Below are 15,248 nucleotides of genomic sequence, written 5' to 3' on the forward strand. Positions count from 1 at the left end.
CAGTGATGATTGGCGAGTTTTTTTATTAGGAATACAAAAACCCTTACTTTCTTGTGATACGGGTCACCGTAATGTAACAGAATGAGGTTCTCATTGATTTTTGAGATAAAGCTCATTCCCTTTTAATTAGAATGTTTTGTCCTTAATCGAGTAACCCGCAAAGGGTAAAATAAGCGGAGGTTTTCCGGTTAAATGCAGAATGGAGTTCATTTCGAGTTATATAAGCGGAAGTTTTCCGGTTATGCAAAAGAAATTCATCATTTTTCACGTTTTTCAAGTCTATAGGCGGAATCTCTCCGTCTATTTAAGCCCCTTTTAATAATCATTAGCAATTAAGCGGAATTTCTCCGCCTATTAGTCAGAACAGATGCTTAATCTGATTTCCCAACATTTCGCGGGCTTAATCCATTTTCACGCGGGATAAATATGAAATCCCGCGGGAATATTTCTAAAACCCGCGGGATTCCTGATTATTTTTGTTTAAAGAAATCCATAAAAGCATGGTAGATTTCTATGCCTTGAAAGGTTAGCATTCCTGCTGCTGTTAATGAAAATACACCAATCATTAAAAAGCGAATCCACATTTATTTTTCCTCCCTTTTTGTAAGTTTTAACTTATCAAATCAGGGGAGGAGATAACATAATTCGACTGATGAAAAACGGGTAGAAGGAAGATAAGACTCTTCGTGTATATCCTAGGAGAAATTCTGTGAATGGTGACTACGAGCTGTGAAATTAAGGTAAGTACTCCAATAAGGTAAAGATGGTGTAAATGTTTATCTTCATCATCGGAAGTTGATTTCGTATTCCAATCATCAATTGTTAGAACTGCTTTATGTTCATGATGTAGATGAGTCATTACCTTAGACTGATGAAGAAAAACTGTAAAGAATATGAAGGCAAGGAGCAATGCGATGGGAAGTATTTTCACCTTCTTTATCGTAATCACCTCCTTTCGGGAATGTTTTAATTATAAACACTTTTGTTATGTTGTTAAATTAAAATGCTCCGACATTTTACGCGCGAAGGTAAAGAGGTTAGTTTCAATTTATGGCTGTTTTCGCAATTAGATTGGGTTTATGATACAATCTTGCTAGTCAAATCGGAGTAAAGGAAGTAAAAAATGAAAAAAACAATACCGGTTAATAAAAATGATTATATAGATGTGGTATTTGAGGATTTAACCCATGATGGTGCTGGGGTCGCGAAGGTGGATGGATTTCCAGTGTTCGTACCGAACGGGCTTCCCGGCGAAAAAGCGCAGGTTAAAGTGATTAAAGTGAACAGGGGTTATGGCTTCGGACGTTTGATCGAAATTTATGAAAAAAGCCCATACCGCGTTGAAATTCCTAACAGTGAATTGCATAAGTATGGCGGCTGCCAGCTTGAGCATATCAGCTATGAAGGACAGCTGAAATATAAGGAAAATCAAGTCAAGCAAGTGCTCACCCGTATTGGTAAACTGGAGAATGTTATCGTGCACCCGATTCTAGGGATGGACAACCCATGGCATTATCGAAATAAAGCACAAGTCCCAGTCGGTGAAAAGGATGGGAAGCTGATTGCTGGATTTTTTAAACCTAGAAGTCATGAAATTGTTGATACAGATGAAAGCTTGATCCAGCTCCCAGAGATAAATGGGGCAGTCCAAGCTGTAAAGGAAATCTGCAATGAGCTAGGGATCGCTGCTTATCAGGAAGAGTCACATAAGGGAGTACTCCGCCACATCATGGCCCGTTTTGGAAATCAAACTGGCGAGCTTATGGTTGTGCTCATTACGAGAACGGCGGATATTCCGAATAAAAACAAACTGGTCGAAGAGATTATCGCGCGGCTGCCGAAGGTAAAGTCGATTGTACATAACGTGAATTCAAAGCGAACAAATGTGATCCTTGGCGAAAAAACCACCGTCCTTTGGGGCAATGAAGTAATTTATGACTTAATAGGTGATGTTAAGTTTGCCATTTCTGCTTTGTCCTTCTATCAGGTGAATCCTGTTCAAACGAAGATTCTTTATGATAAGGCACTTGAATATGCAGGGCTTAATGGGGAAGAGTCAGTCATCGACGCCTATTGTGGGATTGGAACCATTTCCTTATTTTTAGCACAAAGGGCAAAGAAGGTTTTCGGAGTAGAAGTCGTTCCTGAGGCGATTGAAGACGCAAAACGGAATGCAGAGCTCAATGGAATGACGAATGTTGAATTTGAAGCTGGGGAAGCAGAGGTTGTGATTCCAAAGTGGTATAAAGAGGGGAATTCTGCTGATGTGCTCGTGGTGGACCCGCCGCGCAAGGGCTGTGACGAAACCTTCTTGCAAACGATTATTGAAATGAAGCCGAAAAAGGTTGTCTATGTATCCTGTAACCCAGCCACACTTGCACGGGATTTACGGATTTTAGAAGACGGCGGATATAAAACGGTTGAAGTTCAACCGGTTGATATGTTTCCACAGACTACACATGTGGAGTGCGTGGCGCAACTCATATTAAATTTTTAAAATACATACAAGCTCTCTAGTTAAACTAACCTCAATTTCGTTAGGATTCGCTTTCGAAATGGGGGTTCTTTTTTTCTCTCCCCTTGGCTAGTGAATCCCTGTTTATTTTCTTGATTTTTGATGATATGATGTGAATAAATACACCTTAATCGGCGGTGATGAAGTGAATAAAGTTTTATCTTCAGAAGAACTCATGAAACATATTGATGATATGGATCGCGAAAATTCAGTCATGCAATTTTCTATCCCAGGTAAAGGGAGGTTTACCCTTGTTCTTCAAGAGGAAGACGATCATTCAATAGAAGCTGATGTAAAGAAAAATCCGCAGCTTGAAATTATGTTTAAGGAAAGTGAAGTGCAATACAAGGAAGGACTTGGAATTACCACCTCAGACCTTTTAAAGTCACTTTCAGAAAAGGATTTCAGGTAATGGGAATCCGTAATGTAATTTGGACTCCAGCTGTGAGAGAGAAACTTATTGAATTTAGTAGTTCAAGATTTACTCTAGAAGAAACTCTCGATTTTATTTCTCAACTTGTATTAGAAACAGAGGATTTATTAACAAATCCTCTTATAGGAAAAGCATATACTGAGGAATTCGGAAAATACAAAGGGATTTCAAGAATTGTTATTAAAAAGTTTCAAATTTATTTTAAACAAGTTAAAAATGATCTTGTTATTATTGCGATTTTGTTTCCAGGTGAGAATAAATAGAGATAAAATTTAATTGAAAAATTGGAAGGGTCAGTCCTCCATCACCTTAAAAGAGTGGGGGTCTGACCCTTATTGTACATTTTGTACAGCAATTTATTCAATATCTTCCATTTTCTCCATTTCCTCTTACGTTATTCCAAAAGGGGCAGCTAGTTATAATGACTAACTGCCCTTTTAATTGTAATAAATTCGACACAACCAAAACTATAAAACTAGAAAATTAGTTTTATAATATTACATAGGGGGGATGAAAATGAACTTAACTTGGAATATAAAGTCAAATGAGAATATGTCTGAGATTCGGGCAAAAGCTGAGGATCAATTTCCAGTCATGACAGACAAGGAAGCACTGAAGAAAGCCGCCGATTTCTTCAAGGCTATAGCAGATGAAACACGCATGAAAATTATAACTTTGCTATACATCGAAGATTTGTGTATGTGTGAAATTGTAGCTGCATTAGGCGGAGCTTCTTCAACGATTAGCCACCACCTAAGGATTATGGAAAAGGGAAATATCATTCAATCACGTCGTGAAGGGAAGTTTACGATTTATAGTGTAAATAAGGATAAATTAACACCTTTATTGCCGTCCTTACTAAACGGCAGCTCCTTTTTGGTAGGTTAGAATAATCAGTCTGGAGATGACTCTTGTGAGTATTTTTGAATGGTTAAATAACCAATTACTTAAGATGGACTGGCTAAGTAACTCGGTTGCTTATCTAGTTGAAGATGTATTCGGGTTAAACGTAAATGAACCTGTTGGAGGAAGTATTTACTTCTTTATTTATGATGTAATAAAAATCTTTATCTTACTTTCAGTTCTCATTTTTATTATTTGTTATATTCAAAGTTATTTTCCACCTGAAAGAACGAAGAAAATCTTAGGCAGATTTAATGGATTTACCGCCAATATATTAAGTGCTTTACTAGGTACTGTTACCCCGTTTTGTTCCTGTTCATCGATTCCTTTGTTTATAGGTTTTACAAGCGCGGGATTACCAATTGGGGTTACTTTTTCATTTCTAATATCCTCTCCCCTTGTTGACATAGCCTCTGTTATCTTGCTAGCTAGTATCTTTAATTGGAAAATTGCGTTTGCCTATGTCATTGTTGGTCTCGTCTTAGCTGTTTTAGGTGGGACGATTATGAGTAAGCTAAAACTAGAAAAGTATATTGAACCGTTTGTTTTTAATAATAAAATGGTGGATGTTGACCCGGTGGGGTTAACTGCTCATGAGAGAGTGGGATTTTCAAGGGAACAGGTTACGGATATTATTAAGAAAGTTTGGTTATATATTTTCATTGGTGTTGGTATAGGTGCAGCCATCCATAACTGGATTCCTGAATCTGTGATAAGCGCAGTACTAGGTCAAGACAAATGGTACTCTGTTCTATTAGCGACTATTGTTGGAATACCAATGTATGCAGATATTTTTGGGACACTTCCGATTGCAGAAGCTTTGGTTGGTAAGGGTGTAGGCATTGGAACGGCACTTGCATTTATGATGGCAGTAACCGCACTCTCACTTCCATCGATCATTATGTTAAAAACGGTCGTTAAACCAAGGCTGTTGGCGATATTCGTAGTTATTGTTTCAATTGGTATTCTCATTATTGGATATATTTTTAATATATTTAGTCACCTATTCTTGTAAAAATGATCTTAAAGATTTTAAAAACAAGGAGTGATTTATTATGTTGATTAAGATTTTAGGTACTGGGTGCAGAAACTGTGTTACTTTAGCGGAAAATACAAAAAAGGCACTTGAAGAGTTAGGTAAGGTTGCGGAAATAGTGAAAGTTGAAGACATCAAAGAAATTATGAGTTATGGAATTATGTCTACCCCAGCTTTAGTCATTGATGAAAAGGTAGTCTCTTATGGAAAGGTTCTAAAGCCTAAAGATATTGCTAAATTAATTGAAAATGCACAGTAAATGGAATTGGAGTTACTACCTCGGATCTATTAAAGTCACTCTCAGAAAATGATTTTAGCAACAAAGACCTTAAATTTGAAAACTACCAGCACCCACTGTGCTGCCACATACACTCTAAGTGGAACTACTGCCCCGCAATCGTTATACTCAACTAACGACGACGGGGGTTTTTTACCCCCAAGCCTTTTTTAAGAGCTCGACACCAAGCTCAATTTCATCAGAAGAAAGATGACTAAATCCAAGTTTAATGATTGGGTTATCGGAATTATTGTTAATAAAGTAGAGTGAGGTGGGATACACTTTTACACCATAAGAAGCAGCACGCCCGATTAACCATTCTTCTGAACGGTTTAGGTGTAATTTGATTAATAAGTACAAACCAGACTGCTCACCTATAATAGAAATAGTTTGGCCGAATTGGTTTCTTAATTCAGAAACTAAGTGCAGCATTTTTCTTTTATAAACAAGACGCATTCGTTTAACGTGGCGATTCCATTCTCCTACTTCCATAAATTTCGCCATTGTGAGTTGGCTGAGAAGCGAAGTGGGACTCTCAAAATGAATAAAACGCTTTTTATAACGAGTTAAAACTGGCTCTGGCAATACCATATAGCTTAAACGGATTCCTGGAAGAAATGACTTTGAGAAATTCCCTAAATAGATAACTCTTGCTGAATCTATGGAGGCAAGAGCAGGAAATGGTTTTTGTGTATAGCGGAACTCACTATCATAATCGTCTTCGATAATAATCCCGCGCATCTCGTTAACCCAATGAATAAGCATTTGCCGTTGTTGAATGGACATGCTTACTCCAATTGGACTTTGGTGGGAAGGGGTTACATAGATTAATCGTGATTGCGTTTGTTCTAATTGTGAAAGGTCAGCACCTGTTTCATAAACCGGCAAAGTTTCAAACCTAAAATGATGGAATTGAAAAGCTTCCCTAGCCCCGTCGTAACCAGGGTCTTCAACGATAATACTCTGGAATTCATCCTTCAATATATGTCCAAGGTATATAAGCATTTGTTGGGTGCTGCTTCCGATAATAATTGCATTCGGATTTGTTTTCACTCCCCGTGATTGGAATAAATAGGTGGAGATTTGTTCTCGCAAGGCTATTTCCCCAAAGGGTTCTCCGTACCGAAAGCTATCCTGTAATGTTAATACTTGATTGGCAATTCTCCTCCAAATTTTCACTGGGAAGTGTGTTTGATCTACGGCATCTGCCCTGAAATTAACTACCGGAGGTTTCTTAGACTCTGTTTGCTTTTTATTATGTGAGATTGAAGCCTTCTGAAATATTACGGGTTCTAACTCATTTACCAAATAACCTTTGCGGCCCTCTCCACGAATATACCCTTCAGCAACAAGCTGTTCATATGCCATTAAAGTTGTATTACGGCTTACATGTAAGGACTCTGCAAGTTGACGAATGGAGGGCAATTGCTCATTCGCCAAAATGTCTCCTTGTTCAATAAATGATTTAAATTTTTCGTAGATTTGTTTGTATTTTGGGGAGTTACCTTTAAAAGTAAAAATAGTATTATTCAATTGCATTCCCTCTGACATGTATATTTGTTTATTATTGTACCTTTTTTTATGTCAGTTTGTATAATACTATTTCTTTATTGGAAGTTTATTCATTAAAATTCATTTGCTAGTTGAAAGGGTGATTATTGTGTACATTCCTAAGCAATATCATATGGATCAAGATGAGGCAGTTCAATTTATGAAGTCTCATCCGTTTGCATTATTAGTTACTGTCGATAAACATCGTCCCATTGCTACACATATCCCCTTAGAGATTCGTGAAGATGGCGGGAAAGTCTATGCAATAGGGCACATCGCCTTTGGAAATTTGCAGAAAAAGACTTTGGATAATAATGCTGATGTGTTGCTTATTTTTCAAGGACCGAATTCTTACATATCATCAAGTTGGTATACGGTCGAAGAGGTACCAACATGGGACTATCTAGCCGTACATGCGTATGGAACAGCACGCATTGTTACTGGCGATGAGTTGATTTCGGATTTGAAAATGCTGCTCAACCGTTACGAGGCTCACCGGGAAAAAGGGAGGCTGTGGGATACATTCGATCCTGAGTTGCTTGAGAGCGAAATGAAAGGCATTGTTGGTTTTAGAATAGAGATTACCTCAATTCAAGCTTCAGCGAAAATGAGTCAGAATCGAAGCGACACAGATTACAAAAATATCGTTACAGAACTTGGAAAATCAAAAGAACAAGGGGAAACTCAGGTTGCCAAGTGGATGCGTGAGCAACGGAAAGGGTTGTTTGAATGATTTGTAGAAGAGTATGATGTGTTGTGTCGTATTTTGGCTCTTAAGACTGGTGCCAAAGTGATCTCTGTTGGGAAAATGCGATGGGGATGAAAGTGGGAAAATGTTTATTGGAAAAATAGGTAAGACATGGCATCAACATAAAGTTGTAGATTTTTTTTTGTGAAAAAGTGTTAATTGGAATACCGGGTTGCTCTTCAACCAATTTAGATACGGACTTATACGAAGAAATCGGGCTTATGCTTGATCTAGAAAATGCCATCACCACTCAAGCTGCGTCGAATGCTGCCTGTTGCTAACCTTACGATAATTAATAGCAGATGGGAACGAGAATCTATAAAAGATTCACGCTCAGTGTGTTTCTCATTTAAAGAAAGGCAACCCACCCTAGCGGGGGAGTTGCCTTCTACTGTTTTATGCTTATTTTAAATTGCCTGGGACTGATTTCATTATTTTTCCAGTGTTCTGGTTGTTAACTGGAGATATAGCTGGGCGTAATACACGCATGTAACTCACCACCTTTCCATATTGATTAATTGTTAGTCACCTAGCAATTGTTTAGATGTTTTCTTTACTCGATATTATTTTTCCATATTAAGTTTAATACTTTTTTGATATTTCTTTTTTCATAAGGGCAAGGTCTTTCTCCGGTTCTCATCCGGTATAACGGACAATGGTTGCCTTGGCATGCAGGTCGGTAGAAGCAGGATTGGCAAACAGTATCTGTTTCCTCACCTGATGTTACCCAACTGGCGATTTTATCATAGTCAAGTTCTAGAGTACCATCTTCTTGTAATATTCCAACTTTATTAAACTCCTCATTTAGTGAGAGGGTACATTTATATAATTGTCCATCAGAGCCAACTACTAATGAGTGTGGTTTTGCTGCGTAGCAGACCGATGCGGATGGCATCAAGGACTCTGTTATCATGGAACTCATTCTGAATCCTTGTGTTATCGCTTCATCCGTCAGTTCCCAAATCTTTTTGTTTGCCATCGTGCGGCTGCAAACGGGGATGTCATCATCGTTTTTTCCACCCCATTTTCCAACAGGTCGAAACATAATTCCAAAACGGCCGTCATCTGCAAAATGATCTTTTAAGAAACTAGTTAACTTGGATGCCTCTTGTAAGTTTTCTTCATCAAAATTAGTTCGAATTGTAATATCGAATGAACCGGTGACATCTTTTATGGCCATTAGATTATCGATGATTTTATCAAATGTTTTCCCGCCGCTTGTTAAGTGTCTTCTACTATCGTGAACCTCTCCAACTCCATCGACCGTAATCATAAATTGGTTAATGTTCCAAGAGAGCAATCGATTGAAAACTTCTTTTGTTAATAAATAACCATTTGTAACAAGGTCACAAGAGTAATGGATATTGTTTTCGTTTGCAATCGAAATAAAGCACTCGGAAAGTTCCTCAATGACATCTAATGAGGTTAAGGGTTCACCGCCAAACCAACTAATATGCAGGGCTGATAAATTAGTTGCCTTCTCTTGAACAAAAGCTTTTAAGCCGTTTATTATTTTTCGATTCATTTTTCCACGTTCAAACGTTTCGTAACAATATGTACATCGGAAATTGCAGGCTTCGGTAGGCATTAGGACAAGATGCATGATATCTGTTCGATGCAACGACTGATGAAGAAACTGTGCCCTTCTCATTTCATCCACACTACTAGAAACTAAAAAACCATTAGTATATAAATCTTTTTGTATTTCGTTTTCTAAACAATCGGTACCAAATCTTTTTAAAGAAGATATAACAGCTTGCTTTTCTTTATCAGAGAAATAAGTAATGGCACCAGTATAACTATTAAATAACACAACTCCATTGTCATCTGTATGAGATAGAGCATTAAATCTAGATGGAACATATCTGTTTTCGTTTTCCATATTTTCACTAACCTTCATTGAACATAGTTTGATAGACTAAAATATTATAAGGTTATCGATTGTAATGGTCAGTGAGTTCTATCACTAAGTAGAGAATGAGGAAAGATGTAAATGTATTTGAGAATGAATTAAGTAAAAGAGAGGTCTCTAAATATTAATAAAAGGGGTATCCAAGTCACTGGATACCCCTTAATCTTTATTTAAAACACTTTCGTTGTCCAATCCTCGCAATTCCAAATATCAGTCGCAATTTCACGATAGAAATCAGGTTCGTGGGATACCATCAAGATACTTCCGCGATATGCCTTTAAAGCACGCTTCAATTCTTCTTTAGCATCCACATCCAAGTGATTGGTAGGTTCATCTAGAATTAATAAATTCGTTTCTGTGTTTAAAATTTTGCACAAACGAACTTTTGCTTTTTCGCCACCAGAAAGGACTTCGACTTTACTTTCAATATGTTTCGTCGTTAATCCACATTTTGCAAGCGCAGCACGGACTTCAGCCTGATTCATACTTGGGAACTCGCTCCAAATCTCTTCAATACAAGTGTTGTAGTTGGATTGTTTAACTTCCTGCTCGAAATAACCGATGTGTTGATACTCACCACGTTCCACTTTACCCGAAATGGGATTAATCAACCCAAGAATACTTTTTAAAAGAGTAGACTTACCGATACCGTTTGCACCCACGAATGCAATTTTTTGTCCGCGCTCCATTTTCAAATTCAGAGGGCGGGAAAGAGGTTCATTGTAACCTATAACAAGATCTTCAGCCGTGAAAATCCAACGACTAGCTGCTCGAGATTCTTTGAAATGAAACTCTGGTTTCGGCTTTTCTCTCCCCAATTCAATAACTTCCATTTTGTCGAGCTTCTTCTGACGAGACATAGCCATATTACGAGTCGCCACACTTGCCTTGTTACGAGCAACGAAATCCTTCAAATCAGCAATTTCTTGTTGTTGACGCTTGTAAGCAGACTCTAGCTGCTGCTTCTTCATTTCATATATTTTTAAGAAGTTATCATAATCCCCAACATAGCGATTCAACTCTTGGTTTTCCATGTGATAGATCAAGTTAACAACATTGTTCAAGAATGGGATATCATGCGAAATCAAGATAAATGCATTCTCATATTCCTGTAAATAGCGCTTCAACCATTCGATATGCTGTTCATCCAAATAGTTTGTAGGCTCATCCAGTAATAGGATTTCAGGCTTTTCTAGCAAAAGCTTAGCTAGCAACACCTTTGTACGCTGCCCGCCGCTGAGATCATCTACATCTCGATCCAGTCCAACATCGTCTAATCCTAGACCACGAGCAACTTCCTCCACTTTTGAATTAATTTGATAGAAATCATTACTATCTAACGTTTCTTGCAGCTCCCCAACTTCAGCAAGCAGTGCATCGATATCAGCACCATCATCACCCATTTTTGCATAAAGTTCATTAATCTCTGCTTCAGCATCAAATAGATATTGAAATGCAGTGCTCAAAGCTTCACGCATCGTTGTACCTTTTTGAAGAACAGCATGCTGATCTAAATATCCAACACGAACCTTTCGGGACCACTCTACTTTCCCCTCGTCGGGTTGCAGCTTTCCAGTAACAATATTCATGAAAGTAGACTTACCCTCACCATTTGCTCCAACTAGTCCAACGTGTTCACCTTTTAAAAGGCGAAAAGATACATTATTAAAAATTGCACGATCACCGAAACCGTGGCTTAAATTTTGTACGTTTAATACGCTCATTTTTTTAACCCCTTATCTAATGTCACATGTAGATATCTTACTAGATTTTGGCTGCTTTTTCTATCTTGAACTTTTTGTAAAAAATGTAATTCGATTTTTAACTGACAGAGGAACCGGTTGGGGAATCATGTTAAGTATGCTATCATAGTTTTTCACGAATGATAAATGTCCATATGTATTTGTGTTTGATAAAAAGTTATGATGCATGATATAAGTGTAAAATAAGTGAAACATTTGGCTTTATATTTTTTGACCGAGAGTTTGAAGTTGTATCCATAGTGAGAGGATTTGAGTTTGAAATGATAGATAATTTTTGGCGTGATTTACCACGGCCATTTTTTGTACTTGCCCCAATGGAAGATGTGACAGATGTTGTTTTTCGTCATGTAGTAAGTGCAGCCGGCCGACCGGATGTATTTTTCACAGAGTTTACAAACTCGGATAGCTATTGTCATCCAGAGGGCATGAAAAGTGTGCGCGGCCGTTTGACTTTTACAGAAGATGAACAGCCAATGGTGGCACATATTTGGGGGGATAATCCTGAATATTTCCGTCAAATGAGTATTGGAATGGCAGAGCTGGGTTTTAAAGGCATCGATATTAATATGGGCTGCCCTGTACCGAATGTGGCTTCGAGAGGGAAGGGCAGCGGTCTAATTCTGCGCCCAGACGTTGCAGCAGAACTTATTCAAGCAGCAAAAGCGGGCGGCCTGCCTGTCAGCGTGAAAACACGACTTGGTGATAGGGAGGTTCAGGAGTGGGAGGAGTGGCTGACGCATATTTTAAAACAGGATATTGCGAACCTTTCGATTCATTTACGTACAAGAAAGGAAATGAGCCAAGTAGATGCGCATTGGGAGCTCATTCCTGAAATCAAAAAATTACGTGACACTATCGCACCAAATACGCTACTAACCATCAATGGAGACATTCCTGACCGTCAAACGGGGCTGCAGCTTGCGGAACAATATGGTATTGATGGCGTTATGATTGGGCGGGGTATTTTTAAAAATCCTTTTGCTTTTGAAAAAGAGCCAAAAGAGCATAGCAGTAAAGAATACCTTGACCTTTTAAGACTGCAGCTTGATCTTCAGGATCAATATGCGGAAGTACTGCCACGTTCAATCACAGGGCTTCACCGCTTTTTCAAAATTTATGTCAAAGGATTCCCTGGGGCTGCGGAATTAAGAAATCAATTGATGAACACAAAATCAACAGATGAAGTGCGTGCATTGCTGGATAACTTCGGAAAAGAATGTTGACGGATGAAAAAGCTCAATCAAATTTTTGATTGAGCTTTTTAAAGATCATTTCTTATTTAAGCATTGTGTTCCATTAATTTAGGCATAGTTCGAGGTGTCAAAGTCCCCTTGATTAATGTTGTCTTACCTCTAAATTCAATATATTTGCAGCGTCTAAATAACCATTGCCTTGGATGTAGGAGGCTTGTCCCATATCTTCACATGCCCTAATAAGCTGTAATTTGATGTCGTCGGGAGATTGGTTGGGGTTATTTTGCAGCATTTGTGCTACTACGCCTGCACATATCGGAGTGGCCATTGAGGTCCCGGATAATGAAAAATAGTTTGTATCGACACGTGATGATGAATTTGTTTTATCAAGAAAAGATCCCGGTGAACGCAATGAAATAATATTTACGCCAGGCGTTACAAGATCTGGTTTCATAAGCCCATCAATGGTTAGACCGCGGCTTGAAAAATCGGCTACAGTATCGTCGGAACGATCTATTGTATTATAATCGTTGGCTGCTCCCACTGTAATAACCTTTGGGCTTATCCCAGGGCTGGCAATCGTTTGCTGTGAAGGGCCTGAATTACCGGCTGCCACACAAACTACCATACCATTATCCCATGCTTTTTCAACAGCTTTTACGACAGGATCATCTTTGGCAGACTGTTGTGCATCGCTGCCAAGCGATAATGAAAGAATATTGATATTTAATTGTGCTTGATTTTGGATGCACCAATCAATACCGGAAATGACAGTTGAAAGTGAACCAGAACCCATTTTATCGAGAACCTTTACTCCCACTAAATTCGCTTCAGGTGCTGGACCTTTATATTTTCCACCGGATAATGATCCGTTGCCTGCTGCATCTCCTGCACAGTGGGTACCGTGACCATTATCATCATATGGAGCCGTTCTATTATTAATAAAATCTTTAAATCCTTTGATCCGCCCTTGTAAATCTTCGTGTGGATGGATGCCTGTATCAATGATTGCCAGGGTTACATCCTTACCTGTTAAGCCATTTTGCTGTAATTGGTCTGAGTGAATGGAAGGAGTGGCTTTATCGAGGAGGGTTGTCACTTTTCGATCATAGTATACTTTTTTTATGTGGCTACAATTATCGAGTAAATACTCTATTTTTTCGATGGATAATGTAGTAGAACAACAGGAAATGGAAGGGTGCTGATTTAGTTTCCTGGAATTTGCATTTTTAACATCATCAATCCCCTGCTCAAAACAGTCTGCCTCAAACTCAATGACTAATGGTAACTTCTTTGCCTTCTTGCTTAAATATTCAAGGGGTCTGTGCAAAAAACATGGAATATTCCGAAATGGGGAATAGATTTGAATTAATTCCTTCCGTAAGTTTCTATCAAGTTTATGTCCATTTCGCCGAACCAGTTGAATAATTGAAAAACCTAACATGAACATTCATTCCTCTCTTAAAAAATTTTGAAACAAGATATTCTATGCAATTTTTTAATAGAGGGAATGATTAAAACGTTTATAAAAAGATAAAAAGGGCAAAAAACTAGAAAGAAATTAGCCTTTTAGGTCTTTTAAGACATTTTCTAGATTTTGCCTTGCCCCATTAATCATTCTTTCATATAGACCTAAAATAGATTGACCATAATTAGTACCCGGTACAGCCCATTTTCCATTTAAACCAACCCATGTTGGAGCAGACCCTCTTGCTACAAGGTCAAAACGGGGATCCACTAATGGATATTCATCTGGCAGTGGTTTAGTAGATGCATAGGCAAATAAATGTTGCAAATGGGCGAGTACTCCTTCCCTTGGGGTATCAAAGCTTGCACCAGGATTATCCGGTCCAGTTGCGCCTAACCCGCAAAAATTGTTCTGCTCAGGCTGCACGACCCCAGTAAATCGAAGATAGTCTGTTTCGTGCATGGCTTGTGCGAAGGCAATGTCACCTCTGATTCCGTAATATTCTCCGAAGGTTAAATAATAAATCCCTAATTCAAGTGCAGCTGGATTGATAGTTTTAACAAATAGATTCATATGTTCGGGTGAGAGAAAGGTTTGCCCTTGGATGGAATACCCCTTTGGAGCTTCTTCATTAGAAGTGCCGCTTGTGTTCTCAGCAATAATAAAGGCATCTTGAATCCCCGCATTTTTAACTTCAGTCAAACGGTTTTCAGCATTTTGACGGTTTGAAAAGGCCCCTGCTTGAACCCGATACCACGTCTCACCTGAGATCAAAACGGTATTAACAAACGATTCAATCCCTTTAGTGCGAAGAAATGCAACACGTTCATCTGCATTATCTTTTGACTTGAATGAACCGGCTATTACTTTGTAAATCGTTCCGGTATCGGGATTAGTTGGTTTACTTTTAAGATTAAAGGCTTTTGCTACCCCATTTGCATGACCTTGGGCTACTTGTTGACGCCATGATGACTGTTTCATTAGTGCGGCATCTTGTGCATTGTCGATAAAACCATTTTCCGATAAAAGGGCAGGCATAGCAGATTCGCGTAGAACATGGAAATTTGCTTTTTTCTGTCCGCGGTCCTGGAGCTGGTTCAATTTCATAACCTCTGCATGGATAATGGTCTGATATTGCCCAGTTACGGAAGAGCTGGATTGGCTGGTGTGAATATAGTCTTCGTACCCCCTCGCAGCGCCATTAAAAGCATTGCAGTGAATCGACAAATAAAAATCGGCGCCCCAAGAATTCGCCTCATTTGTCCGCTGGCTTAAAGTCTTACTTGTATCGCCTGTACGGCTCATCATTACTTGAACATTTTCATAATTATTCGTTAAGATTGAACGTATTTTCAGCGCAATATCTAATGTAATATCCTTTTCTCTTAGTCCGTTGCCTACCGCACCGGGGTCTGAGCCGCCATGACCTGGATCTAAATAAAGTTTCAT

The 15,248-nt window shown here is 38.6% G+C and carries 14 protein-coding genes; 8 read left to right on the forward strand and 6 right to left on the reverse strand.

The features are described 5' to 3' along the window. Window positions 1-610 precede the first annotated feature (610 nt). Window positions 611-931, reverse strand: a complete 321-nt coding sequence (locus MLOOGBEN_RS28940) for a hypothetical protein (RefSeq protein WP_218781215.1) — start codon at window positions 929-931, stop codon at window positions 611-613. A gap of 192 nt (window positions 932-1,123) precedes the next feature. Between MLOOGBEN_RS28940 and rlmD the strand changes: the two genes are divergently transcribed. The 6 genes from rlmD (at window position 1,124) to MLOOGBEN_RS16470 (ending at window position 5,146) form a co-directional block, all read left to right on the forward strand. Next, the gene (gene rlmD / locus MLOOGBEN_RS16445) at window positions 1,124-2,497 is read left to right on the forward strand and encodes a 23S rRNA (uracil(1939)-C(5))-methyltransferase RlmD (protein WP_179159357.1); all 1,374 of its coding nucleotides are present in this window, start codon (window positions 1,124-1,126) and stop codon (window positions 2,495-2,497) included. A 130-nt stretch (window positions 2,498-2,627) separates the two neighbouring features. Continuing rightward, window positions 2,628-2,927: a hypothetical protein gene (locus tag MLOOGBEN_RS16450; RefSeq protein WP_368737795.1), complete on the forward strand. Its 300-nt coding sequence runs from the start codon at window positions 2,628-2,630 to the stop codon at window positions 2,925-2,927. Next, the gene (locus tag MLOOGBEN_RS16455) at window positions 2,927-3,211 is read left to right on the forward strand and encodes a type II toxin-antitoxin system RelE/ParE family toxin (protein ID WP_179159358.1); all 285 of its coding nucleotides are present in this window, start codon (window positions 2,927-2,929) and stop codon (window positions 3,209-3,211) included. The genes MLOOGBEN_RS16450 and MLOOGBEN_RS16455 overlap by 1 nt, the downstream gene beginning before the upstream one ends. A 253-nt stretch (window positions 3,212-3,464) precedes the next feature. Further along, the gene (locus MLOOGBEN_RS16460) at window positions 3,465-3,836 is read left to right on the forward strand and encodes an ArsR/SmtB family transcription factor (protein WP_179159359.1); all 372 of its coding nucleotides are present in this window, start codon (window positions 3,465-3,467) and stop codon (window positions 3,834-3,836) included. 16 nt (window positions 3,837-3,852) lie between these two features. After that, window positions 3,853-4,866 carry a permease gene (locus MLOOGBEN_RS16465; RefSeq protein ID WP_218781216.1) on the forward strand — a complete coding sequence of 338 codons (1,014 nt, stop codon included), beginning with the start codon at window positions 3,853-3,855 and terminating at the stop codon, window positions 4,864-4,866. Between the two features lie 40 nt (window positions 4,867-4,906). After that, the gene (locus MLOOGBEN_RS16470) at window positions 4,907-5,146 is read left to right on the forward strand and encodes a thioredoxin family protein (RefSeq protein WP_179159361.1); all 240 of its coding nucleotides are present in this window, start codon (window positions 4,907-4,909) and stop codon (window positions 5,144-5,146) included. Window positions 5,147-5,317: 171 nt separating this feature from the next. Here the strand turns inward: MLOOGBEN_RS16470 and pdxR are convergent, their stop codons facing one another. Beyond that, window positions 5,318-6,697, reverse strand: coding sequence for a MocR-like pyridoxine biosynthesis transcription factor PdxR (gene pdxR / locus MLOOGBEN_RS16475; RefSeq protein ID WP_179159362.1), 1,380 nt, complete (start codon window positions 6,695-6,697; stop codon window positions 5,318-5,320). A gap of 127 nt (window positions 6,698-6,824) precedes the next feature. Here pdxR and MLOOGBEN_RS16480 point away from each other — a divergent pair, with 127 nt between their 5' ends. Continuing rightward, window positions 6,825-7,448 carry an FMN-binding negative transcriptional regulator gene (locus MLOOGBEN_RS16480; protein WP_179159363.1) on the forward strand — a complete coding sequence of 208 codons (624 nt, stop codon included), beginning with the start codon at window positions 6,825-6,827 and terminating at the stop codon, window positions 7,446-7,448. A gap of 568 nt (window positions 7,449-8,016) precedes the next feature. Here MLOOGBEN_RS16480 and MLOOGBEN_RS16485 read toward each other — a convergent pair. Then, window positions 8,017-9,345: a radical SAM/SPASM domain-containing protein gene (locus MLOOGBEN_RS16485; RefSeq protein WP_179159364.1), complete on the reverse strand. Its 1,329-nt coding sequence runs from the start codon at window positions 9,343-9,345 to the stop codon at window positions 8,017-8,019. A gap of 200 nt (window positions 9,346-9,545) precedes the next feature. Further along, window positions 9,546-11,099 (reverse strand): ABC-F family ATP-binding cassette domain-containing protein, encoded by a 1,554-nt coding sequence (locus MLOOGBEN_RS16490; RefSeq protein ID WP_179159365.1) that lies wholly within the window; start codon window positions 11,097-11,099, stop codon window positions 9,546-9,548. Between the two features lie 299 nt (window positions 11,100-11,398). On the opposite strand from MLOOGBEN_RS16490, the gene MLOOGBEN_RS16495 reads away from it, so the two are divergent. Continuing rightward, complete coding sequence (locus MLOOGBEN_RS16495; protein ID WP_179159366.1) at window positions 11,399-12,361, forward strand: tRNA dihydrouridine synthase; 963 nt, start codon at window positions 11,399-11,401, stop codon at window positions 12,359-12,361. 112 nt (window positions 12,362-12,473) lie between these two features. Here the strand turns inward: MLOOGBEN_RS16495 and MLOOGBEN_RS16500 are convergent, their stop codons facing one another. Together MLOOGBEN_RS16500 and MLOOGBEN_RS16505 are read right to left on the reverse strand one after the other, a co-directional pair. Beyond that, window positions 12,474-13,775 (reverse strand): S8 family peptidase, encoded by a 1,302-nt coding sequence (locus MLOOGBEN_RS16500; protein WP_179159531.1) that lies wholly within the window; start codon window positions 13,773-13,775, stop codon window positions 12,474-12,476. 117 nt (window positions 13,776-13,892) lie between these two features. Further along, on the reverse strand, window positions 13,893-15,248 hold the full coding sequence (locus MLOOGBEN_RS16505; protein ID WP_256989131.1) for an N-acetylmuramoyl-L-alanine amidase: 1,356 nt from the start codon (window positions 15,246-15,248) through the stop codon (window positions 13,893-13,895).

Origin of the sequence: Bacillus sp. EB106-08-02-XG196 (assembly GCF_013396335.1) — a bacterium.
Classification (GTDB): Bacteria; Bacillota; Bacilli; order Bacillales; family Cytobacillaceae; genus Neobacillus.

Bases quoted from the DNA above. Each gene is read 5' to 3' on its own strand.
- rlmD (WP_179159357.1), top strand. From the start codon at position 1,124: ATGAAAAAAACAATACCGGTTAATAAAAATGATTATATAGATGTGGTA.
- MLOOGBEN_RS16455 (WP_179159358.1), top strand. From the start codon at position 2,927: ATGGGAATCCGTAATGTAATTTGGACTCCAGCTGTGAGAGAGAAACTT.
- MLOOGBEN_RS16460 (WP_179159359.1), top strand. From the start codon at position 3,465: ATGAACTTAACTTGGAATATAAAGTCAAATGAGAATATGTCTGAGATT.
- MLOOGBEN_RS16465 (WP_218781216.1), top strand. From the start codon at position 3,853: ATGACTCTTGTGAGTATTTTTGAATGGTTAAATAACCAATTACTTAAG.
- MLOOGBEN_RS16470 (WP_179159361.1), top strand. From the start codon at position 4,907: ATGTTGATTAAGATTTTAGGTACTGGGTGCAGAAACTGTGTTACTTTA.
- MLOOGBEN_RS16485 (WP_179159364.1), bottom strand. From the start codon at position 9,345: ATGGAAAACGAAAACAGATATGTTCCATCTAGATTTAATGCTCTATCT.
- MLOOGBEN_RS16490 (WP_179159365.1), bottom strand. From the start codon at position 11,099: ATGAGCGTATTAAACGTACAAAATTTAAGCCACGGTTTCGGTGATCGT.
- MLOOGBEN_RS16495 (WP_179159366.1), top strand. From the start codon at position 11,399: ATGATAGATAATTTTTGGCGTGATTTACCACGGCCATTTTTTGTACTT.
- MLOOGBEN_RS16500 (WP_179159531.1), bottom strand. From the start codon at position 13,775: ATGTTAGGTTTTTCAATTATTCAACTGGTTCGGCGAAATGGACATAAA.
- MLOOGBEN_RS16505 (WP_256989131.1), bottom strand. From the start codon at position 15,248: ATGAAACTTTATTTAGATCCAGGTCATGGCGGCTCAGACCCCGGTGCG.